Origin of the sequence: Rheinheimera texasensis DSM 17496, from assembly GCF_000711985.1 — a bacterium.
GTDB classification, from domain to species: domain Bacteria; phylum Pseudomonadota; class Gammaproteobacteria; order Enterobacterales; family Alteromonadaceae; genus Pararheinheimera; species Pararheinheimera texasensis.
This window is the reverse complement of record NZ_JONU01000007.1, coordinates 476,348-497,512: the sequence shown is the minus strand read 5'-3', so window position 1 is coordinate 497,512 and position 21,165 is coordinate 476,348. Positions and strand designations below refer to the sequence as shown.

Here is a 21,165-nt window from a genome sequence, read left to right as displayed (position 1 = left end):
TGTGTTGCGGTGATGCTTGCACGGTAACGCGTTAGCCTTAAGCAAAACTTAAGCTGGTGCGAGCAGGTGGCTAATACCCGTTGCGACTGAACTTAAGAAATGTTTAAGCCAGAGCTTGTAGTTTGCCGTTCATCTGATGGAGGTGATATGCAAATTCGGCTGTTGATATTTTCGCTGTTTTTTAGTCCTGCGCTGCTGGCTGAGCCTGGGCCGGCCGCGCCGGCACTGACGCCCGGCCAGTTGATTAACCGGCTGCTACCGGCGCAGGCTGCACCTGTTGAACTGGCGCTGTGGCAACAAGGTCCTGCGCAACTTGGTGTGTCGCACTTATCCAATCGCGCCGGGCTCAATAACGGCGGCGATGAAACCGAACTGAGTCTGAACCTGGCGTTGAACCAGCCGGCCAACCAGCGTTATCTGGCGCAATTGCAGCAAGACTTAACTACCCGGCAACAGCAGAGCCGCCAGTTACTGCGCTGGCAGCTCAGTGGTGAACTGGCAAGGCAATTAGCGGCCTGTGCCGAGTATGCCGCACTGCAGCAGGCTGAGCGTGAACAAACCACGCAGTTGCAAGAGATGGTTCGCCTGGCAGAGGACGCCTTTGCCAGAGGCGAGCTGACGCGCAGCGACAAATTGCAGCTCGACAACGCCTTGCTGGCAGCAGAGGCGCGGCTGGCGATGACTGAAATCCAACTGCAGCAAGCGCTGCTGGCCTGGCAGCAATTCGCCGGTCAGCAGCTCACAGGTCAACAGCCTGGCAATAAACAGCCGAGAGGTCTGGCGACAGTACCGCCGCCCTGGCTCACGCAATGGGCACAGCAACGCACCGGTCGCTCTGTTAACGGCAGCGCTGTTACCGGAAGCGCTGTTGCCGGCGACTGGCAACAACATCCACTACTGCTGCTCCAGCAGACTGAAACTGTAGCCGCCGAACGCAGTTATGTGCGCGACAGCAGCGGTGCTGCCAATCCGTGGCAGGCTGGTCTGGTACTGCGACAAACCCGCGGCGGCGCGCAGCTGCCGGACGATACCGCCATTGGTCTGCAATTTTCTGTGCCAATCGGGCGCGCCAGCGGCACTGAACAAAGTGCAGTGGCGATGCTTTCGATGCAAACCCAGCAACAGAAACTGGCCGAGACTTTGCGTCTGGTTCGCCAGCAATGGTTTGACGCCAAAGCCCGCTATCAGTCGGCCCTGTTGCAACAACAGGCCAGTCAGCAACAACTGCAATACAGCCAACACATTCAGCAAGCGGCAGATGCCGCGCTCAAAGCCGGTGAAATGCGCAGCAGCGAATGGCTGCGGCTGTTTTTGCAGCACAGCGAGCTGAAAAAGTCTGCCGCCACCGCCGAGGTGCGCTTGCAGCTGGCAGCATTTGAATTTGATCAGGCAGGAGGTCTGACATGGTGAAGCAATACCAACCGCGTAATCCGCGCATTTTAATTTTGATTTTCGCCGCAGCGCTGCCATTGGCGACCTGTGCCCAGGCTGCCGGCTGGGACTATCAGTGGCAACAGGCGCAAGCGGTCACACAAATACCATCATTGCCGGTCACCGCCGAAGTGGTGCAAAACGTGCACGCGACACAAACTCTGATGCTGCCATTTGAAGTGCAGGTTCACACTGTCTATGTGCAGTCGGGCCAGCAGGTGCAGGCCGGTGAGCCTTTGCTGAAGATGAGCGGGCCTTTGGTGTTGAATTTCGCCGAGCGGCTGGAGATCGCCGAACATCACGCTAAAGCGGCGGCACTTCGCATCAGTGACAATCAGTCGCGTTATGCCGCCGGCGATATTCTGCGCGAAACCTGGTTGGAGTGGCAGCATCAGGCGCATCAGACCGCGCTTGAGCTGGCCGCTCTACGCCAGCAACAGCAGCTGTTGGCACAATGGCAGGCGAAAACAGGCAGCGACGGCATCACGCTGTTGGCCAGCAGTGCTGGTAATGTGTTGTTTGATACTGAGCTTCAGGCCGGCGCGCAAGTCTCAGCCGGCAGCAGGCTGTTCAGCATGCAGCAAAGCCAACAGACAGTATTGGAATTGCGCCTGCCTGCAGCGCAGCAGGCCAATAGCGTTCAGACGCCAAACTGCACCTTAGCGCTGACCTGGCAAAGTGGTGTAGTCGAGCAGCAATTTCGCCGGTATCGCAGCACCGTGCTGACGGCAGACTGCGCTCTGTTGCCTGGCCAGCGTCTTAGCGTACAGCCATGGCAGACGCTGGCAGGTTTCAAGTTGCCACGTCAGGCGATAGTGCAAAACGGCAGTGGTGATGCGGTGATCACAGGTCCGGAATCGCCGGCATTGCTGCCAGTCCGGGTGCTCGGCCGCAGCGGTGACTGGGTGTATTTGCAGGGAGACTTAGCTGGTAAATCAGTGGCGACTGCCGATGTCGCCGCATTAAAAGGTCAGTTACAGGGCATGGGAGGCACGGAATGAACGCCATGCTGACCGGATTATTGACCGCCGTGCTGACACAGCGCTGGGTGGTGCTGGCGTTTGCGGCTTTGTTAGCCGTCGCCGGTGGCCGGGCCTGGTTGCAGTTGCCGATTGATGCTTTTCCGGACATTTCGCCAACTCAGGTAAAAATCATTTTAAAAGCGCCGGGCATGACAGCAGAGGAAGTCGAACGGCTGGTGACCAGGCCTTTAGAGCTGGCGCTGCAGGGTATACCACAGCAGCGGCTACTGCGCTCCACCAGTAAATATGCCATTGCCGATTTAACCGTCGATTTTGTCGAAGGCACGCCGATTGACTGGGCGCGCCAGCAGGTGATTAACCGGCTGAGTGAAACCCGCGCCGAATTGCCGGGAGGTCTTGAAGGCGGTGTAGCACCGATGAGCACACCGTTGTCAGATGTTTTAATGTTTACCGTCGATAGTCCAACGCTGGATTTACGCGAACGGCGACAGATTTTGCAGCGCCAGATTAGACCGGCGCTGCGTGGTGTACCCGGCGTTGCCGATGTCAATCTGCTTGGTGGCGACGCGTTGGTGCTGAATATCGCGCCGGACTTGCTGGCGTTGCAAAGTGCCGGCCTCACACTGGAGGAACTGGCGCGGCAAATTGAGCAGCAAAACCAAAATCAGGGCGCTGGCCGGCTCGATTTAGGCACTGAAGCCATCACAGTGCGGATTGAAGGGCAGCGCCAACAGACAGAAGCTGTAGAGGCGCTGTCGGTACGCGGCAGTAATGGCCAGCGCTATCGCTTGACTGAGCTTGCCAGCGTCAGCATTGACCGGCAGGAACGTTATGGTGCTGTGACACATAACGGCCAGGGCGAAGCCGTGCAGGGGCTGGTAATAGCGCTGCGCGGCACTAATACCGGTGAGCTGATTCGGGCGGTGCAACAGCAGCTGCAAACTTTGCAACCGATGTTGCCGGCGGACGTGCACATCAATGTGTTTTATAACCGTCAGCAGCTGATTGATACAGCGGTCGGAACCGTTGAAGAAGCCTTAGGTCTGGCGGTGCTGTTTGTTGTGCTGGTACTGGTGCTGTTTTTGGGCAATGTCCGTGCTGCTTTGCTGGTGGCGGTCAATTTGCCTCTGGCGGCGCTCGCGACTTTTTTACTGATGCGCTATGCCGGTATGAGCGCAAACCTGATGAGCCTTGGTGGTTTAGTGATTGCCATTGGGATGCTGGTCGACTCGTCAGTGGTGGTGGTGGAAAACACGCTGGACCGGCTGGCGACGCCGCGCCCTTTGCCAAAACTGCACATTATTTTGCAGGCGGTCAAAGAAGTGTCGCTACCGGTGATCTCAGGCACGCTGATTGTCGTCATTGTGTTTTTGCCGCTGCTGACGCTGGATGGACTGGAAGGAAAACTGTTTATTCCGGTCGCGCTGACCATCGTGTTTGCGTTGCTGTCGTCGTTAGTGTTGTCGTTAACTTTATTACCGGCTTTATGTGGCTGGCTGCTGCATCCGGCGGCAGAGCAACATCCGCATTGGTTCAGCCTGCTGCAGCGTGGTTATGCCGCGATGCTGGAGCGGGTGCTGGCGCACTGGCGGCGTTTTGTCGTGAGTCTCGTGTTGTTATTTGCTTTGTCGCTGCTGGCCTTTAGCCAACTCGGCCGCACCTTTATGCCGACGTTGGATGAAGGTGACATCATGCTGCAAATTGAAAAAATCCCCACTATCAGCCTCGACGCCAGCATTGCGCTGGACCAGCGCATCGAGGCCGAACTACTGGCCAAAGTGCCGGAAATAGAGCAAATCGTCGCCCGCACCGGCTCGGATGAAATTGGCATGGACCCGATGGGTCTCAATGAAACTGATTTATTTATGCAGTTAAAGCCGGTCAGGCAGTGGCGACAGCCGGATAAGGCAGTGCTGGAAGCGGAGATCCGCCAGGTCTTGCAGCAATTTCCCGGTGTGAATTTTGGTTTCACTCAGCCCATTGATATGCGTGTATCGGAAATGCTTACCGGCGCCCGTGGTGATGTGGCGATCAAAATCTTTGGGCCAGACCTTGCGGTATTAGCAGATCTGGCAGCCAAAACTGCGGCCATTGTCAGCCAGGAAGCCGGCGCTGTCGATACCCAAACCGCGGTTACGGCTGGCAGTAAGTTATTGAATATCCGCTTAAACGACGCGGCCACTGATTTGTACAGCATCGACAGCGCCAAACTCGCGCAGCAGGTTCGCAGTAGCCTGGCCGGCATTGAAGTAGGCCAGATGATGGATGGTGAATGGCCGTTACCACTGTTACTGCGCCAGCGCCACGAAGTCAGCACTGAAACGCTGGCGCAACTGCCATTACTGCTGGACGGTGGTGTGCAGACCACGCTTGGCACTGTGGCTGAGATTAAACGGATTGATGGTCCGGTGGCGATTTCACGCGAAAACGGTAGCCGTTTTGCGCTGGTACGCACTAATGTGGCCGGCAGGGATTTGGTCGGGTTTGTCGGCGCTATTGAGCAGCAACTGGCGGCGAAGCTGCCGCTACCCGCAGGCTACCGGCTGGTGTTCGGCGGTCAGTTTGAAAACCAGCAACGGGCGGCTGGCCGCTTGCTGCTGGTGGTACCGTTGTCATTGGGGCTGATTTTTCTGCTGTTGCTGGCGACCTTTCGCGATAGCAAAAAAGCTTTGTTGGTGCTGTCGAACATTCCATTTGCGCTGACCGGCGGCATCTTTGGCTTATTTATCAGCGGCGAATATTTGTCGGTGCCGGCCTCAGTAGGTTTTATCGCGCTGATGGGGGTGGCGGTGCTGAACGGCGTGGTGATGATCAGTCATTTTGAAGATCAATGGCGTGCCGGTATGCCACTTGGCCATTTAGTCCGTGCAGGTGCACTGCGCCGCCTCAGACCTGTGCTGATGACCGCCGCAACTGCGTTACTTGGCTTGTTGCCGCTGTTGTTTGTCAGCGGGCCAGGCTCTGAGCTGCAGCGTCCGCTGGCAGTCGTGGTGATCAGCGGGTTATTCAGCGCAACTGTTGTCACGTTATTTTTAATGCCAGGAGCTTATCAATGGTTAATGCACAACAACAAAGCCCGCAAGTGATGCTGACGCTGATAGTGCCGCAAAGTCTGGCGGATGCCTGTGCCGATGTGCTAATGCAAATCCCGGTAGTGCAGGGCTTTACTCAGGATGCGGTGCTTGGCTTCAGCCGCAGGCCCAGTGCCATGTCTACGGCAGAGCAGGTCGCCGGCCGCCAGGCTAACAGCAGGTTTCAGCTGTTGCTTGGTGAAGATGAGGCGCAGATAGTGCTGGCAAATTTAGCGCAGCAGCAACTCAGCGGGCGGCTGCACTATGAATTGTCTGCGGTGCTGGCACATGGGCATTATTTGCCCGCGGAGGTGCGCTGATGCGTCAGTTGCCAGTTTTTAGTGTGTGGCGGGTTTTGCTGGTGTGTTTGCTGAGCTGTTGGGGGCCTTTGGCTATGGCGAAAAACCACCTGCTCAGCAGCGATCCGGCCGATGGTGCCTGGTTGCAGCTGGCACCGGCGCAAATGGTGTTAGAGTTTGACCGCAAAACCCGTTTGACGGCGCTTAGCCTGCAATGGCCGGACGGGCGGGTGACGGCATTGCCGCTTCCGCCCACTCAGTTGTTTAAAACCCGTCTGGCAGTGCCGTTACCAACCCTGCAGTCAGGCCGTTATACCTTACGCTGGACCGGCCGGGGCACTGATCACTGGTATTTTTCCGGTGCGCAGCAATTTGAGCTACATGGGCATGCCGGTTGACTGCATCAGGCACCCTGTACCAAGCGATTGCGGCCGGCTTTTTTACCGTTGTAGAGCAGGGCGTCGGCATGCTGCAGCGTTGCATCGAGCGATTCGCCACTAAGCCACACTGCGCCACCGGTTAAAGTGACTGGCGTCGGACCAATCGACAGTGGCATAGGTGCGGCCGCAACAGAGCGGATCAGCGCATCGGCGCGTTGCATCGCGTCGCTGCCTTGCAGGATAAATAAAAACTCCTCGCCGCCCCAGCGGGCCAGTAAGTCATCTGGCAAACAAAGGCCTTGCAGCCGTTCACTCAGCGCGGTTAAGACTTCGTCGCCGACCTGATGGCCATGTACGTCGTTAAACTGTTTAAAGTGATCGATATCGGCGATGACCAGCACCCGCTGATGTTGCCAGCCGGACCACTGCGGTTCCGTTTGCGCGCGCAGGCCACGCCGGTTCAGTAAACCGGTCAATGCGTCGCGATAAGCCGCCTGCTGCAGACGCTGATTAGCCTGCTGCAGCGCTTCGGTGCGCTCGCGCACCTGCTGCGCCAGCCACAGATTTCGTTTTTTCAGTGAGCGGGTCCGCAGCAACATGATGCTGCTGACTCCCAGTACCAGCGCTGCAGCCAGCGTGGTTTTTGCCCACCAGGTCAGCCACCAGGGCGGTTGTACTTCAAGCTGAAAAGGTGCAGCTGCAGTCATCCGGCCATCCGGCCACCACGTCTGCAGCTCAAACTGATACTGGCCAGGCGGCAGTCTGGTGTAAGTCGCCCGGGGTTCATCAGTGGCTGCGGTCAGCCAGTCGCGGTCAAAGGGTAACAGGCGATAACGAAACCGCGGAACTGAGTCTTGTGCCGCCGGCAATGGTACTGACTGAGCATTGGCAGACAAATCAGCTGCCGGAGGCATCACGATGCCAGGCATGGCGAATTCAAAAGTGACTAAGTCCTGTTGATATTGCAGAGTCAGCAGCCCGCCAAACAGCGCTGAGGGATCACTGCCGGTGGTGGCAGGTTGAGTCAGGCGTAGTGGCTGATTAAACAGGCGCACACCAGTCAGTTGCGGCTCTGGTACCGGCGGAGTTGCGGATTGTTGCAGCGGCGCAATATAAAAGCCATCTTCGGCGCCGAGGATTATCTGCTGTCCTTGTATCCTCGCAGTATTTAACAGCGTCTCCGGCATCAGACCGGTCAGGGTGATTTGTTGCAGCAGCTGTCCATCGGCAGCAATGCCGGCCAGCCGTTGCTTTGTCCGAAGCCAGAGACTGACCGGGCCGTCAGCAGACGCTGCAAAAAGTTCGGTGCCGTTAGCCAGATCTGCTCGTTTAAGCTGGAGCTGAAATTTTCCACTGTGATCATCGAAGCGCAGCAACACGCCGCTATCGGTCAGTATCCACAGTGTGCCCTGTGCATCTTTGCACAGTTGCCGGGCTTTACCATGGCCGCTGAGGTCCACAGCACTGAACTTGTTGCCATCGAGCTTAAAAAGTCCGGCAGTATTTAAAGCAAATACCTGACCGGCTGGGCTTATCTCAATCGCCAGATTGGTGTCGAGCTGTAAACCGTCACTGCTGCGCCACAGTGCTTCGACTTTGCCCTGTGCATTCAGCTGCGCAATACCGCCGGACCACATGCTGATCCAGATGTTGCGATCCGGTGCAATGCTGAGCCGGAATACGTCCTGGCTGGGCAGGTCAGAGGTCAAAAGTTGCCATTGTTGTGTGTCCGGGTGCAACCTGACCACGCCGGATGAAGTCGCAAGCAACAATGTGCCGTCCTGATCAGGACGGATAGCCCACACCGCCTGGCTCGGGAAATGCTGGACACCAGTTTCATCGGGCGCAAAGCGCTGCAGTGTTTCGCCGGCGTGGTCAAAGCGGTATAAGCCACCTCCGCTGGTCCCCAGCCAGATGTCGCCTTGTTCAGTCGCATAGAGCGCCTGCACATTGCTTTGGCGCAAGCCAGGCTGGTCGGCTTGGGCCTGACCCAGCCATTGATATTGCTTCAGCGCGGGCAATAAAACGCTGACGCCATATTCGTGGCCAGCGTACAAAGTGCCGTCACGGGTGGTTAATAAGGTTTTTATATTATTGCCGCTGATGGCGGTAGGGTCTGTTGGCCTAAAACTGCTATGGCTGTGTTGTTCACCTTTAGCATTGAATTCGACCAGTCCGCCGGCCCAGAGCCCGGCCCAGAGTCCTTGTTTCGCTGGTAGCAGCGACATCACGCCGTTGACTGGCAATGTATTGGCCTGGCCTTTATGCCAATGCCTGCGGACCTTGCCAGCGCTGTCCAGCTGATAAAAACCGTGTTTGTGGCTGCCGGCATAGAGGCTGTCCTGATACACCTCAAGCGCACGAAACCGCACGTCCGCCAACTCAGGTGCAAATCGTTCTGCCTGCTGGCAGGGCAGTTCGCAGCGGAATAAACCTTGCTCACGCACGGCAATAATCAGTTCGTTGTGCAAAAAGCTCAGCCGCTCAACCCGGCTTTGTGCAGGTAAACCGCTCAACTGCAGATGTTCGCAACGACCATTGATGGTATTTACCTGCCAGATGCCATCAGGCCCCAATGCCAACATAGTGTCAGCGTGTTGTTGCGGCTGGACTAATTGCCAGAGCCCGCCTGGCGGTTGGCATTCTTGCTGACTGAAGTTGTCCGTCTGGCGGTCCCAGCGCCACAAGCCCAAACTACCGGCAAGCCAGGCGCCTTGTCCGGGGTTCAGCAGCAGTTGATTCACCGCTTGCACAGGGAAGTCGCGAATTTTTATTAACTGATTGTGCTCAATACGATAAAGCCCACTGCTACCGGCGGCCCAAATCATGCCGTTGTCATCCTGCATCAGGCTGTTGATGCCGGATTTATCACTGGTGGACAGGTTAATAAAGCGGTGGCGGGGCAGTAGCTCAACGGCTTCTGCCGTTGCTATAGGATAAAAAATTGCCAGCCCAATGCTGAGGATAAAACAAATGAGCAGAAAAAATACCGGAAACAACCGCAAATTCATTCCTCCAGGCTGACTTTTGTTAAAAGCGGCTGGCAGCGGCTGACAGCGCGCATCGGTTCCCTCATTGGGGCCGCTCCAATAACAGGGCTATCCCCTGACCGCCTCCGATACACAATGTGACGAGTGCAAACTGACCGTCGATGCGTTCCAGTTCGTACAGGGCTTTAACCACCAGCAGCGCTCCGGTTGCGCCGACCGGATGACCAAGCGCAATAGCACCGCCGTTTGGATTGACCCGTGCAGGATCAAAACCAAGCGTCTGGCTGACAGCCAGCGCCTGCGCGGCAAAGGCTTCGTTGGATTCAATAACGGCAATGTCTGCAAGCGCGATCCCGCTTTGCTGCAGCACTTGCCGAACTGCCGGAACAGGCCCAAGTCCCATCATGGCAGGGTCCAAGCCGGCAAAGGCGCAGCTGCGCAGCCGTGCTTTAACGTGAAGGCCATGGGCGCGGGCATAATCTGTGGTGGCGAGCACCAGTGCTGCGGCGCCATCGTTGAGGCCAGAGGCGTTGCCGGCAGTGACCAGTCCGTCTGTTTGAAAGGCCGGTTTAAGCTGCGTCAGGCTCTGCAGCGTAGTGTCTGGCCGCAGATGTTCATCCTTAGCAAACAGTGTATCGCCGTGGCGGCCAGTCATACGCACTGGTGTGATTTGGCTGTCAAACAACCCATTTTGTTGCGCCCGCGCCGCGCGTTGTTGGCTTTGCAGGGCAAACTGGTCAAGTTCAGTGCGGCTGAACTGATATTGCCTGGCGATGTTTTCTGCTGTGATCCCCATATGGCCGCTGCCAAAAGGGTCGGTCAATATTCCCAACGTTAAATCGGTCACACTACTGTGACCAAACCGCAGGCCTCTACGCACGCCAGGTAACAAAAACGCGCCCTGCGACATCGATTCAGCGCCGCCACACAAAGCGACGGGGTCAGAAGCGCTATTGGCATTTAACATCAGCTGCTGGGCCGCACTTAACACCGCCTGTAAGCCAGAGCCACATAACCGATTGACCTGAAAAGCGTCACTATGTGTTGGCATGCCGCAATTTAGCGCAATATGGCGGGCCAGATACACATCGGCTGCGCTGGTGGTGATGATATGCCCAAACACCGATGTGCTGATATCACTGGCGGGCACACCACTTCGACTAATCGCCGCCTGCGCTGCGACTGTACCAAGCTCGGCCGGGCTAAAACCGGATAACGAGCCGCCAAAACTGCCAATGGCGGTGCGGGCGGCAGATAAAATCACGATATCTGAAAGGGGCATTACAGGGCGAACTCAGCAAATTGTAAGTTAGTCATCCTGACATAAAAAAGTCCCAGGCAGCCAGCACTCTGTTTGTCAAAACGCTGATAACTTTGTCATCAGGTGCGGTGTTTGGTCTCGTTAATTTGGTATTTGGTCAACTCCTGCTGGTAGCGCTCAGCCAGAGATTTTACTGCCTGACTGGCTTCGTCAGTGTTTCTTGCCTGTAAACTACTGTGGTCGGTGGTCTGCATCAGTGCAGATGTCTGCTGCTGCATTGCGGCAGCTAATTTGGCCTGATCTGCGGCCAGAGTACTAATTTGTCCGTTTAATTGATTGATAGTTTGACTGGCATGCAGGACTTTACCAAGTGCTTGATTTGCCTCTGCTGTGTGCTGTTGAGATTCGGCCACGATCTGGTGGTATTCTCTGTTAATCCCACCGACTAGCGTTACCCCTTGCTGTAATTGTTCAATTTTTTGGCGGATCTCGCTGGTACTGGCCTGGGTCCGGCTGGCCAGCGAGCGAACTTCGTCAGCAACGACCGCGAAGCCGCGGCCTTGCTCACCGGCGCGTGCTGCTTCAATCGCGGCGTTTAATGCCAGCAAATTAGTTTGTTCCGCGATGGCACTAATCACCTCCAGAATGCTACCAATCTGACTGCTGGCATTGCTGAGCCCCGTCATGGCTTCGTTTGCTTTCTCGAGCGCCTCGACCTGCCGGTTAGACTGGGTGATTGCCCGTTCTAATGCAGTGCTGGCATCCTGGGTGATAGCTGCAATATGCACGCTGCTGTCGCTTGCAACAATTACATTGTAGGTCACAGCGGCAGACTTCTCTGATAATTGACTGGCAGCATCTGTTACCTGTGTCAGACGTGAGGCGGCGTCTTGTGTTGCCCGGTAACTTTGCTGGGCAAAGCCTGACAGCTGACCCGATGAAGCCAGTAACTCTCTGGTGATGGCAGCGATTTGCCCCATCATTTGCTGTAGTTGGCTGAGGAGCAGATCAAATTGTCGCGCCATTTGACCAAACTCATCGTTGCTATAGACAGCGAAACGTTTGGTCAAATCGCCGTCACCATTAGTGAGTGCAGCAATCGCAGCGTTTGTTGCTTCGATGCGTTGTATCACCAGTTTTTGCAGCATTAGATACACTGCACCAATGAAACACAGCACAGAAAAACTGAGCCAAGCAAACGTTTTGGCGATTTCGCTGCGTACAACGGCATTGACCTCTGCGTTATTCACGCCGGTGATCACCCGGTATTGCCAGGGGGTAAATTCCTGTGAGCTGATAGTCCATGTCTCGGAATCATTCAGTGCTTTTTTCAGTTCATCAGGTTTCATCTGTGCTGAGGCTGCGCGAACCACACCGGATTTATCAATAAGAGCGACAAAGCCAAGATCAAGCAATTTGCTGTGACTGACTAATTCGTTCAGTTCAGCCAAATCAGCTTTATATCCGACATAAGCAATGCCAATTAAGGTGTCGTTGGTGTCAATTAAAGGTTCATAAGCAGTGATGAAAGGGTTGCCAAGAATATCGACATGGCCGTAAAAGGCCTTTTTTTGTTTGATTGCTGCGTAGGCACTACCGGTTGGTGCCAGCGCAGTGCCGATGGCCCGGCCATTGGCTGACTGAACGTTGGTTGAGATACGGATAAATTGATCATCTGCTTTGCTAAACAGTGTCGCTGTTCCTCCCAGCATCGCAGTATGAGCATCGACCAAAGAAAACTGATTGGCCTGCGACTGTCCACCTATCAAAAGGTCAGGAACCTGCATACTGCCAACCTGCGCGAGTTCTCCTGCCTGGATTGGGCCGGCTGCTGCGAGCGTTTGTCGAAACACCCGCATACTGGCTCTAGTCTGTTGTGTCAGTAGGGCGTCGGTCAATTTTAAAGAGTTTAATAATTCCCTTTGCAGGTCTTTTTCTTGCTTCGCCAGGCTTTGTTGTAATTCACTGTGCGTGTTGTTCCAGATGAAGCCAAAAGCTACCAGCAGTAGTGCGACACTGAGCAGACATAAGATAACGGTGAATTTTCGTTGAATGGTCATGACGATTCCCGACAGGTTACGATTATGCGAACTAAAGACCCGCTGGCGCAGCAGGGGGCATCTGTACCGAATTAGAATAGTAGTCAGTTTACGCAAAGAGGCATGGCGCCGTTCACATTTTTGTTCTTTACGACATTGCCGCGATGTTACTTAGTATTGGCCGCGGGCAAATGAAAAATCAGCTATGGTTGGCGCGTAGGAACCGCTGAGGTCAATATGGGGGCTGTTGAAGACTGGGCAACGAATAGTTAAATACTGCTGATAGACGTAAGATTACACCAAGACTATAGGGTTTATCAGACCTATGATTTATTTGCAGAAATTAAGAGATTTGGTGCGTCCTAGTGGACTCGAACCACCGACCCCCACCATGTCAAGGTGGTGCTCTAACCAACTGAGCTAAGGACGCAACTGGGCGTGCTATTTTGAGAATTTGGTGCGTCCTAGTGGACTCGAACCACCGACCCCCACCATGTCAAGGTGGTGCTCTAACCAACTGAGCTAAGGACGCAACCTGTGTCATCAGCTGTGCTGACAACGGCGGCTATAGTATTTTTTGCCTTCAGTGAATGCAAGAGTTTTTTCGGTAAGCTGGTTTAACCGCTGCAATTTTGCGCGCAGGCGCGATTTTGTCGGTGTCAGTTTAGTTTGCGACAGTCGGGGCAGGCCGGTCGCACTGACGCCAGCGTTGCCAAAAGGTCACATGTTGTCTGAGTTGTTGTTGCAGGTCGAATTGCGGCGCCAGTAGTCTTTGCTGAATGGCTGGCTGCAATGGATGTTGCTGATACAGCTGTAGCAGGGCAGTACTGAGTTCGGCCGCCATACCATCGAGGCGGGCCAGCCCGTTTTGCACCCGGCCAATAAAAATCTGCTGCAGCAAGTTATCCCGGATGTTGCGGTCGGCCTGACAAAATTCGGAGTTGCTGAGCCTTGCCAAAGCTGCATTCAGCTGCAGGAAAAATTGTTGCGACATGCGCAGGCTGTGCTGCAAATCGGCAAGCAGCTGTGTCTGATGTAAAGTCCCCAGCGCCTGATTAATATCGATTTTACTTGCTGCCCGATAATCCTGTTGCAGCACCAGCTGGCGCAGTTTGTTGAGTTGTTGCAGTGCCTGCAGCGTTTCGGCGCGGCCACCTTGATCTGGGGCTACACCACGCTGACTGCCGGCTAACTGCTGACGCAGTGTCTGGTCACGGCTAAGCAGATTGGCAAATACAGTAGGCAGCTGTTGTTGTTTTTGCTGATAGATCAGCTGCAATTTGGCGATAAGCTCTGCATCAAGTTGCTTGCTCAGCGCCGGCGTCGTCAGGCAAAGACCGAGTTTATCGAGCAAACGCAGTTCATAATGTAGTAAACCCGCATCGGTCTGTACCTTGCCAAGGCTGCTGTTGCGCTCAGCAATTAACGTTTCTAAGTCACAGACATCGAGCGCCAGCATGTCTGTGAGGTCAATAGTCGCGGCAGCGATGGGCTGGGTCAGCTCACGCACCTCCGGTAATGGCGGTAACACCGCTTTACTCAGTGATTCGCTGAACTGTGCTTGTGGCAACAAGCGCTGTAACCGCGCCTGATAATCGCGAAGCTGCGATTCCGGATAAGGCATACAGGCGTTAAGCCCTGCTGCAATGCCAAGCAGCAGGCAACACCTGAGCAGGCTATTAATGAGGTAACATGCTTTGATGCGGCTCTGCCGGTTGCCAGCTGCCATCTTCCATCCGTTTCAGTTGCCAGACTAATAACCGACCGAGCAGCACTGCGGCGACGGTCAGACCAATAATGATGCCAACCCAAAAGCCTTGCGCGCCCATTGCCGGCACCAGCCAGTCGGTTAATCCTAATACGCAGCCAAGGCCAAAGCCGATGGGCCAGTAGGCGATAAAAGTGATGTAAAAAATCGGTTTAGTGTATTTCAGGCCGCGCAGCGTGCAGCTGCAAATCACCTGGACTGCATCAGACAGCTGATAAAAACAAGCCAGAATGAGAATCGCCACCGCGAGTTCCAGTACCGCCGGATCTGTGCTGTATTGTGCTGCGACCAGATGCCGTGTCAACAAAGTCAATAAGGCGATACCTACTGCCAGCAACAAACCAATCTGAATTGCAGTGGCGATGGCTTTACGCAGTTCTTTGACATCGCTCGCGCCTGCCAGATGGCCAACACGGATAGTGGTTGCCAGACCAATACTCAGTGGCAACATAAACACCATAGAGCAGAAATTATTGGCGATTTGATGTGCCGCGACCACGGTCGGGCCTAAATGCGCAATCATCAACGGAATGCAGGTAAACAAGGTCACTTCAAAGAAAAAGGCAAAGGCCACCGGCGTGCCTAAAGCGACGATTTGCCAAATCTGCGCGAAATCCGGTCGGTAGGAATGAAGCCTGGCGCGGACAAAACCAGTGCGTCTGCCAAAGGCGGCGTAGCCTAACAAAGTCAGGAACATCGCCACAAACACCAGGCTGGTAGCAAGGCCACAGCCTGCGCCACCCAGCGCCGGCATACCGAATTTGCCGTAGATAAACACATAGTTGGCGGGAATATTCACCAGAATGCCAACAAAACTGATCCACATCGCCGCTTTGGTGTAACCAATACCTTCGTAAAGATTACGTAAAATCATATAACCGGCGGCCGGGAAAATGCCCCAGGCGATGTAACCGAGATAGGCCAGAGCTTTTTGCCGCAGTTCCTCGTCCATTTGCATCATGCTAAGCGGCAGCTGGATAAACTGCATGCCGGCGAAAATTATCAGTGCCATTGCCAGCGCCAATAATCCGCCCTGATAGGTGGCTGGCAGAATTTCTTTGTGGCGGCCGGCACCAAAATGCTGAGCAATAATCGGCGTCAACGCGAGTAACAGGCCCTGAAAAGTTAATAAAATCGGTAACCATAACGCCGACCCAATGGCCACTGCAGCCATGTCGGTGACACCAACCCGGCCAGCCATCAGGGTGTCGATGACATACATCATGGTTTGCGTCAGCTGCGCCACCATGATCGGGCCAGAGAGTTTCAGAATGGTTTTTGCTTCAAATCGGGAAAAAGGTAACATGGGGCGCTCTTTGGGCTGCAACAGCTCGTGCTCAGAAGCTTAAATGTTAACACAACGAGGATTGGCATGTTTACAGGAATAGTGCAGGCACAGGTACTGGTGAAAGAAGTTGAGCGGCGCAACAACTTTGTCAGGTTAACGCTGCAGACAGCGCCAGCTTTGCTGCAGCAGCTGCAGCGCGGTGCCAGTATTGCAGTGAATGGCACTTGCCTGACCGCCACTGAATTTAACGAAGCTGCCGGTTGGGTCAGCTTTGATGTGATTGACGAAACGCTGCAAAAAACTAATCTCGGGATGCTGCAAAACGGTGACTGGGTCAACTTTGAGCGTTCGCTGAAATTTGGCGATGAAATCGGTGGCCACATCGTATCCGGTCATGTTTCTGCGACTGCCGAAATACTAACGATAAAGCGCACCTCCGAAAACTGTGCCGTGCAGCTTAGTTTTCCGGCCGAGCTGGCGGCCTTTATTCAGCCAAAGGGTTTTATTGCAGTCGATGGTGCCAGCTTGACCGTCGGCGCTATTGAGGGCCACAGTTTTTGGCTGCACCTCATTCCGGAAACACTGGCAGTGACCACACTTGGCAGCAAGCAAGTGGGTGACCGGCTTAATCTGGAATGCGATCAGCAAACTGTGACTATAGTACAAACCGTCGAGCGTTATCTGGCACAACGTGGTCAGTAAAACTGTTCGTCCTCTGCGTCGACAAACACCTGCACGCTATGCCGTGACTCGTCCTTATGCATCACAATGTGAATTGGGTTGCAGCAATTGCTGCAATCCTCGATGTCGTCCTGATCATCGCCGCTGATATCCAATGTGATGTGAGTGGGATGACCGCAAAAGGGGCAAAGGATGGTTTTATAAAGGAGTTGCATCGGATTCTCCTCATTTGAGTTGCGCCGTTGTTGCAGTGTAGGACTGTAAGCTGGATGCGGCGAGCGTGAGCGAAACCAGGGTTTCGCTCCAAAACTTCCACCTGTAAAGCTGTGTGGGGAAAGCGGCGTCAGTTCAGCGATTTAGCAGCAGACTGTCGTCGAGTTGTAACAGGGAATCCAGCACTTTATCGGCGATGTTGTATCTGGGGTCATGCCGCAGATGTGCCTCTGGCACTGCGATACAACGCATGCGTGCCGCCTTGGCCGCAATCACACCGGTCACGCTGTCTTCCAATGCGAGGCAATGTTCCGGAGGAATGCCAAGCGCCGCCGCCGCATTTAAATACACCTGCGGATGGGGTTTGGCATAAGGCAGATATTGCGCCGAACAAGTGGCCTGAAAATAGCCCGCCAGCTCAAAATGCTCAAGCGCCGCCAGCATCATGTTGTGGTTCGATGAAGTCGCAAGGGCGACCGGTAAGCCTATACGCTGGCACCGCTGCAGCGCCTCACGGGCACCAGGTAACAAGGTGCCATGCTGGCGCAGCAGCAAAATCACTTTGTCGATGATGGTATCGGCAACCTCTGTGCAAGTTGGCCCACTCCACGGCGCTTGCCGGTGCCAGTAATCAACCACATAGTCACAGCGCCAGCCAACAGTTTTTGCAGTATCCGCCAGAGTCAGCGGGACGCCTAAAGCAGAAAAGGTCTCAAATTCAGCTTGTTGCCAGAAATCCTCCGAATCGAGCAACAACCCGTCCATATCAAAAATAACAGCCTGAACCACATTATCTCCTGCTCAGCATCTGCTCAGCTTAAGAGCTGCTGGATTAATTCCTGTGCCTGCCAGCGGTAGCGACCTCCGCGTAAATAGGCCAAGTGCAATAAATGGTACAGGTTATACAGGTCTTTGCGTTCGGTAAATCCTTCAGGTAGCGGATGAACTTGCTGATAAGCAGAAAAAAAAGTCGCCGGCATCGGGTCAAACAGCTCCGCAAAAGCGATATCGACTTCGCGGTCACCAAAATAACAGGCCGGGTCAAACATCACCGGTGTTTCGCCTAAAAAACCAACATTGCCACGCCAGCATTCGCCGTGCACCAGCGCAGGCTTAGGTTGATGGTGGTGCAGGCGCTGTCGTACCCGGTCGACAATTTTATCGATATCACCAAAGTGTTGCTGTTGTTCAGCCAATAACTGCAACAACCAGCCAATGCGTTGTTCGGAGAAAAACACCGACCAGTTGCTGCCCCATTGGTTGGGTTGCAGAGTAGAACTCAGATAATTATCCCAATCAAATCCATACATGGCCTGATCATCGGCCTGATGTAAAAACGCCAGCTGATGGCCAAGAGCCTGCCAGCCATACGGATGATCGGTGGCAAGTGGCAGATATTCCAGCACCAGAAATGCTTTTTCGATCGTTTGACCGGCACAGATCACCTGCGGAACTTTCAGGCAATGCCGGTGTTGCATAAATTTCAGCGACAGCGCTTCAGTTTCAAAACTGTCCAACACCTCACGATGATTGAGTTTGACCAGAAAGTGCTGTTCACCACCGCTTAAGTGATACAGCAGGTTATCGGAATGAGTGGCGAGTTGTTGTTTGTGAGTGATCCGGAATTCCTGCTCAAGTTCGGTACTGATTTGGTCCGCAATGGCTTGCCACATCGTGTTACTCCGCAGTGAAAAAAGAGGCTTAGTGAAAGAAGTATGGTCGACTTTGCCGGTTCTGGCGGCGTGCCGTGTTGATCAGGAACAAAGTATGGGCAGCTTAGTGACAGGACAGCAGACTTGCTCCGGCGGGGCTCAGCCAGTAATATGGCAGCGCTTTTTAGTGCGCCGCCTTTGATACGTTCTCTGGCTGCGTTGTTTCGCCACTCGTACGGCAAAACCAAAAAGCCCATTACCCATTCTTATTCAACATGTGACCCTTGGTACGGGCCACCACTGTGAGGATTCACCATGCCAGTCATTACTCTGCCCGATGGCAGTCAACGCGTTTTCGAAGCCCCGTTATCTGTGATGGATGTCGCCAAAGACATCGGTCCTGGCTTAGCCAAAGCTACCATTGCCGGTAAAATTAACGGTCAGCTGGTGGACGCTTGTGAGTTAATCACCGAAGACAGCAGCTTAAGCATTGTAACCAGCAAGGATCAAGAAGGTTTAGAGATCCTGCGCCACTCCTGTGCGCATTTGCTCGGTCATGCCATCAAACAATTATGGCCAAACGTCAAAATGGCGATTGGCCCGGTTATCGACAACGGTTTTTATTACGACGTCGATTTAGACCGCCCAATCAGCAGCGACGATTTAGCGCAATTAGAAGCGCGCATGTTGCAATTGGCGAAGACCGAATACGACGTTGTGAAGAAAAAAGTCAGCTGGCAAGAAGCCTATGACACCTTCGCTGCCCGCGGCGAGTCTTACAAGATGGAAATTCTGACCGACAATGTCGCCAAAGACGACCAGCCAGGTCTGTACCATCACGAAGAATACATTGACATGTGCCGTGGTCCGCATGTGCCAAATATGCGCTTCTGCCAGCATTTCAAAATTATGAAAGTGGCTGGTGCCTACTGGCGCGGTGATGCCAAAAACAAAATGCTGCAACGCATTTACGGCACCGCCTGGGCAGATAAAAAGCAATTAGCAGCTTATTTACTGCAGCTGGAAGAAGCTGAAAAACGCGACCACCGAAAAATCGGGAAGGCGCTTGGCCTGTTCCACTGGCAGGAAGAAGCACCGGGTATGGTGTTCTGGCATAACGACGGCTGGACAATTTTCCGCGAACTCGAAGCTTTTGTCCGTGAAAAACTAGCCGAATACGATTACCAGGAAGTCAAAGGTCCATTTATGATGGACAAAGTGCTGTGGGAGCGTTCTGGTCACTGGGAAAAATATTCCGAGAATATGTTTGTCACCAGTTCAGAAAATCGCGACTACGCCATCAAACCGATGAACTGTCCGGGTCACGTACAAATCTTTAACCAGGGCCTGAAGTCTTACCGCGATTTACCACTGCGGATGGCCGAATTTGGTTGCTGTCACCGTAACGAGCCATCGGGTGGTCTGCACGGTTTAATGCGCGTGCGTGGTTTCACTCAGGATGACGCGCACATTTTCTGTACTGAAGAACAAATTCAGTCGGAAGTGTCGAGCTGTATCAAGATGGTGTTTGACGTGTACAGCACTTTTGGTTTTAAAGAAGTTGCAGTGAAACTGTCGACCCGGCCAGAAAAGCGCATTGGTACTGACGAGATGTGGCACAAAGCCGAACAGGCGCTGGCCGAAGCGCTGGAAGCCAATGGCATTGCCTTTGACCTGCAGCCGGGCGAGGGCGCGTTCTACGGTCCAAAAATCGAATTCACCTTACACGATTGTTTAGGCCGCGCCTGGCAATGTGGTACTGTGCAGCTCGATTTCGCTTTGCCAGGCCGTTTAGGTGCCAGCTACGTGGCTGAAGGCAACGACCGTCAGGTGCCGGTGATGATCCACCGTGCCGTACTCGGCTCGCTGGAACGTTTTATCGGTATTCTGATAGAAGAGTATGCCGGTTTCTTCCCTGCCTGGTTAGCACCAACTCAGGTTGTCGTGATGAATATCACCGACAATCAGGCGGATTATGCCAAGGAATTGGTAAAAACTTTCAAATCTCACGGTATTAGAGCAACTTCTGACTTGAGAAATGAGAAGATTGGCTTTAAAATCCGCGAGCATACGCTTGCCCGCGTTCCGTACCTGGTTGTAGTCGGTGACAAAGAAGTCGAATCCGGCGATCTGGCATTGCGGACGCGCAAAGGCGAAGACCTTGGCAAGATGACTGTCGCAGCATTTGTTGACAAATTAACGACAGAAATCAACAGCCGGGTCTGACCGATTTCAATCTCTGGAGGAACGTACCATTAAAGTAGGAAAGAAACCTTTAGCAACGAACAGACCGAATCGTATTAACGAAGAAATCAATGTACGCGAAGTACGACTGATTGGTCTGGAAGGTGAACAATTAGGTATTGTCAGTACCGCTGAAGCCCTCCGTTTGGCTGATGATGGTGGTTGTGATCTGGTAGAAATCAGTCCAACAGCTGAACCGCCTGTTTGTAAGTTAATGGACTACGGTAAGTTCCTGTTTGAAAAAGGCAAAGACCTTAAAGAACAGAAGAAAAAGCAAAAACAGATCCAGATCAAGGAAATCAAATTCCGGCCTGGAACTGATGAAGGCGATTACCAGGTAAAACTACGCAACCTGCGTCGCTTCATTGAAGAGGGTGACAAAGCTAAAGTAACGCTTCGCTATCGCGGTCGTGAAATGGCGCATTTGGACATCGGTATTGAAGTCCTCAACCGGATTAAAAATGACATGGCAGATATCGCTATCTGTGAGTCGTTCCCAAGTCGGGTTGAAGGTCGTCAGATGATCATGATGCTGGCCCCAAATAAGAAGTAATAAGTGCAATCAAGTGAATCCGTGCTCCGCTGCGGTAACGCAGTGGCGGTGCGGTTTTCCGCCTTATTATTCGTTGTAACTACACAATTGCGAGTGAGTTCACTATGCCAAAGATGAAAAACAACAAAGGCGCTGCAAAGCGCTTTAAGAAAACCGCTTCTGGTGGTTTTAAACGTAAGCAATCACATCTTCGCCACATCCTGACGAAGAAGTCTTCTAAGCGTAAGCGCCATCTGGGCCCGAAAACTTTAGTTGCTAAAGTTGACGTCGCTTCAGTAGTTCGTTGCCTGCCATACGCATAATTTTAGGAGA

17 protein-coding genes and 2 tRNA genes are annotated in these 21,165 nt (G+C 53.7%); 9 read left to right on the top strand and 10 right to left on the bottom strand.

Going from position 1 to position 21,165, the window contains the following annotated elements; all coding sequences use genetic code 11:
- Positions 1-147 precede the first annotated feature (147 nt).
- The 5 genes from Q399_RS0102270 to Q399_RS0102250 are packed head-to-tail and all read left to right on the top strand — an operon-like array spanning position 148 to position 6,182.
- Entirely contained in the window at positions 148-1,410 is a 1,263-nt protein-coding gene (locus Q399_RS0102270; RefSeq protein ID WP_031565047.1) for a hypothetical protein, read from the top strand.
- Positions 1,404-2,432 carry an efflux RND transporter periplasmic adaptor subunit gene (locus Q399_RS0102265; protein ID WP_031565045.1) on the top strand — a complete coding sequence of 343 codons (1,029 nt, stop codon included), beginning with the start codon at positions 1,404-1,406 and terminating at the stop codon, positions 2,430-2,432. Before Q399_RS0102270 ends, Q399_RS0102265 begins: the two co-directional genes overlap by 7 nt.
- A complete protein-coding gene (locus Q399_RS0102260) occupies positions 2,429-5,500 on the top strand; it encodes an efflux RND transporter permease subunit (RefSeq protein ID WP_307689723.1) in 3,072 nt (1,023 codons plus the stop codon). The genes Q399_RS0102265 and Q399_RS0102260 overlap by 4 nt, the downstream gene beginning before the upstream one ends.
- The gene (locus Q399_RS0102255) at positions 5,467-5,805 is read left to right on the top strand and encodes a DUF3240 family protein (RefSeq protein WP_051685677.1); all 339 of its coding nucleotides are present in this window, start codon (positions 5,467-5,469) and stop codon (positions 5,803-5,805) included. Before Q399_RS0102260 ends, Q399_RS0102255 begins: the two co-directional genes overlap by 34 nt.
- Complete coding sequence (locus Q399_RS0102250; RefSeq protein WP_031565038.1) at positions 5,805-6,182, top strand: copper resistance CopC family protein; 378 nt, start codon at positions 5,805-5,807, stop codon at positions 6,180-6,182. Before Q399_RS0102255 ends, Q399_RS0102250 begins: the two co-directional genes overlap by 1 nt.
- Positions 6,183-6,187: 5 nt before the next feature.
- Here Q399_RS0102250 and Q399_RS0102245 read toward each other — a convergent pair whose 3' ends face one another.
- The 7 genes from Q399_RS0102245 to Q399_RS0102215 all read right to left on the bottom strand — a co-directional run bounded on the left by Q399_RS0102245 (position 6,188) and on the right by Q399_RS0102215 (position 15,528).
- On the bottom strand, positions 6,188-9,175 hold the full coding sequence (locus tag Q399_RS0102245; RefSeq protein ID WP_031565036.1) for a ligand-binding sensor domain-containing diguanylate cyclase: 2,988 nt from the start codon (positions 9,173-9,175) through the stop codon (positions 6,188-6,190).
- A gap of 61 nt (positions 9,176-9,236) precedes the next feature.
- Complete coding sequence (locus Q399_RS0102240) at positions 9,237-10,436, bottom strand: acetyl-CoA C-acyltransferase (RefSeq protein WP_031565034.1); 1,200 nt, start codon at positions 10,434-10,436, stop codon at positions 9,237-9,239.
- A 98-nt stretch (positions 10,437-10,534) separates the two neighbouring features.
- On the bottom strand, positions 10,535-12,475 hold the full coding sequence (locus Q399_RS0102235) for a methyl-accepting chemotaxis protein (RefSeq protein ID WP_031565032.1): 1,941 nt from the start codon (positions 12,473-12,475) through the stop codon (positions 10,535-10,537).
- A 332-nt stretch (positions 12,476-12,807) separates the two neighbouring features.
- Positions 12,808-12,884: transfer RNA gene (locus Q399_RS0102230), tRNA-Val, on the bottom strand.
- 25 nt (positions 12,885-12,909) lie between these two features.
- Positions 12,910-12,986 (bottom strand) — tRNA-Val (locus tag Q399_RS0102225).
- Positions 12,987-13,118: 132 nt separating this feature from the next.
- Positions 13,119-14,183 carry a DUF3080 family protein gene (locus tag Q399_RS0102220; RefSeq protein ID WP_084164045.1) on the bottom strand — a complete coding sequence of 355 codons (1,065 nt, stop codon included), beginning with the start codon at positions 14,181-14,183 and terminating at the stop codon, positions 13,119-13,121.
- Positions 14,134-15,528 (bottom strand): MATE family efflux transporter, encoded by a 1,395-nt coding sequence (locus tag Q399_RS0102215; protein WP_037045484.1) that lies wholly within the window; start codon positions 15,526-15,528, stop codon positions 14,134-14,136. The genes Q399_RS0102220 and Q399_RS0102215 overlap by 50 nt, the downstream gene beginning before the upstream one ends.
- A 66-nt stretch (positions 15,529-15,594) precedes the next feature.
- On the opposite strand from Q399_RS0102215, the gene Q399_RS0102210 reads away from it, so the two are divergent.
- Positions 15,595-16,212, top strand: a complete 618-nt coding sequence (locus tag Q399_RS0102210; RefSeq protein WP_031565024.1) for a riboflavin synthase — start codon at positions 15,595-15,597, stop codon at positions 16,210-16,212.
- Here Q399_RS0102210 and Q399_RS0102205 read toward each other — a convergent pair.
- The 3 genes from Q399_RS0102205 to Q399_RS0102195 all read right to left on the bottom strand — a co-directional run bounded on the left by Q399_RS0102205 (position 16,206) and on the right by Q399_RS0102195 (position 18,077).
- On the bottom strand, positions 16,206-16,406 hold the full coding sequence (locus Q399_RS0102205; RefSeq protein ID WP_031565019.1) for a CPXCG motif-containing cysteine-rich protein: 201 nt from the start codon (positions 16,404-16,406) through the stop codon (positions 16,206-16,208). The two genes, Q399_RS0102210 and Q399_RS0102205, sit on opposite strands and share 7 nt — an antisense overlap.
- A 133-nt stretch (positions 16,407-16,539) precedes the next feature.
- Positions 16,540-17,193 carry a hexitol phosphatase HxpB gene (gene hxpB / locus Q399_RS0102200; protein ID WP_031565017.1) on the bottom strand — a complete coding sequence of 218 codons (654 nt, stop codon included), beginning with the start codon at positions 17,191-17,193 and terminating at the stop codon, positions 16,540-16,542.
- A 23-nt stretch (positions 17,194-17,216) separates the two neighbouring features.
- Positions 17,217-18,077 (bottom strand): fructosamine kinase family protein, encoded by an 861-nt coding sequence (locus tag Q399_RS0102195; RefSeq protein WP_031565014.1) that lies wholly within the window; start codon positions 18,075-18,077, stop codon positions 17,217-17,219.
- A gap of 294 nt (positions 18,078-18,371) precedes the next feature.
- Between Q399_RS0102195 and thrS the strand changes: the two genes are divergently transcribed.
- From thrS to rpmI, 3 genes are all read left to right on the top strand, one after another.
- Complete coding sequence (gene thrS / locus Q399_RS0102185; RefSeq protein WP_031565011.1) at positions 18,372-20,282, top strand: threonine--tRNA ligase; 1,911 nt, start codon at positions 18,372-18,374, stop codon at positions 20,280-20,282.
- A 13-nt stretch (positions 20,283-20,295) separates the two neighbouring features.
- Complete coding sequence (infC, locus tag Q399_RS0102180; protein WP_169739304.1) at positions 20,296-20,853, top strand: translation initiation factor IF-3; 558 nt, start codon at positions 20,296-20,298, stop codon at positions 20,851-20,853.
- Positions 20,854-20,957: 104 nt separating this feature from the next.
- Positions 20,958-21,155, top strand: a complete 198-nt coding sequence (rpmI, locus tag Q399_RS21835) for a 50S ribosomal protein L35 (protein WP_084164043.1) — start codon at positions 20,958-20,960, stop codon at positions 21,153-21,155.
- Positions 21,156-21,165: the final 10 nt, after the last annotated feature.

Excerpts from the sequence above, each read along its gene's own strand:
- thrS (WP_031565011.1), top strand. The coding sequence starts at position 18,372 with ATGCCAGTCATTACTCTGCCCGATGGCAGTCAACGCGTTTTCGAAGCC.
- Q399_RS0102210 (WP_031565024.1), top strand. The coding sequence starts at position 15,595 with ATGTTTACAGGAATAGTGCAGGCACAGGTACTGGTGAAAGAAGTTGAG.
- Q399_RS0102270 (WP_031565047.1), top strand. The coding sequence starts at position 148 with ATGCAAATTCGGCTGTTGATATTTTCGCTGTTTTTTAGTCCTGCGCTG.
- Q399_RS0102195 (WP_031565014.1), bottom strand. The coding sequence starts at position 18,077 with ATGTGGCAAGCCATTGCGGACCAAATCAGTACCGAACTTGAGCAGGAA.
- Q399_RS0102245 (WP_031565036.1), bottom strand. The coding sequence starts at position 9,175 with ATGAATTTGCGGTTGTTTCCGGTATTTTTTCTGCTCATTTGTTTTATC.
- Q399_RS0102205 (WP_031565019.1), bottom strand. The coding sequence starts at position 16,406 with ATGCAACTCCTTTATAAAACCATCCTTTGCCCCTTTTGCGGTCATCCC.
- Q399_RS0102260 (WP_307689723.1), top strand. The coding sequence starts at position 2,429 with ATGAACGCCATGCTGACCGGATTATTGACCGCCGTGCTGACACAGCGC.
- rpmI (WP_084164043.1), top strand. The coding sequence starts at position 20,958 with ATGCCAAAGATGAAAAACAACAAAGGCGCTGCAAAGCGCTTTAAGAAA.
- Q399_RS0102255 (WP_051685677.1), top strand. The coding sequence starts at position 5,467 with ATGGTTAATGCACAACAACAAAGCCCGCAAGTGATGCTGACGCTGATA.
- Q399_RS0102220 (WP_084164045.1), bottom strand. The coding sequence starts at position 14,183 with ATGGCAGCTGGCAACCGGCAGAGCCGCATCAAAGCATGTTACCTCATT.
- Q399_RS0102215 (WP_037045484.1), bottom strand. The coding sequence starts at position 15,528 with ATGTTACCTTTTTCCCGATTTGAAGCAAAAACCATTCTGAAACTCTCT.
- Q399_RS0102250 (WP_031565038.1), top strand. The coding sequence starts at position 5,805 with ATGCGTCAGTTGCCAGTTTTTAGTGTGTGGCGGGTTTTGCTGGTGTGT.
- Q399_RS0102240 (WP_031565034.1), bottom strand. The coding sequence starts at position 10,436 with ATGCCCCTTTCAGATATCGTGATTTTATCTGCCGCCCGCACCGCCATT.
- Q399_RS0102265 (WP_031565045.1), top strand. The coding sequence starts at position 1,404 with ATGGTGAAGCAATACCAACCGCGTAATCCGCGCATTTTAATTTTGATT.
- Q399_RS0102235 (WP_031565032.1), bottom strand. The coding sequence starts at position 12,475 with ATGACCATTCAACGAAAATTCACCGTTATCTTATGTCTGCTCAGTGTC.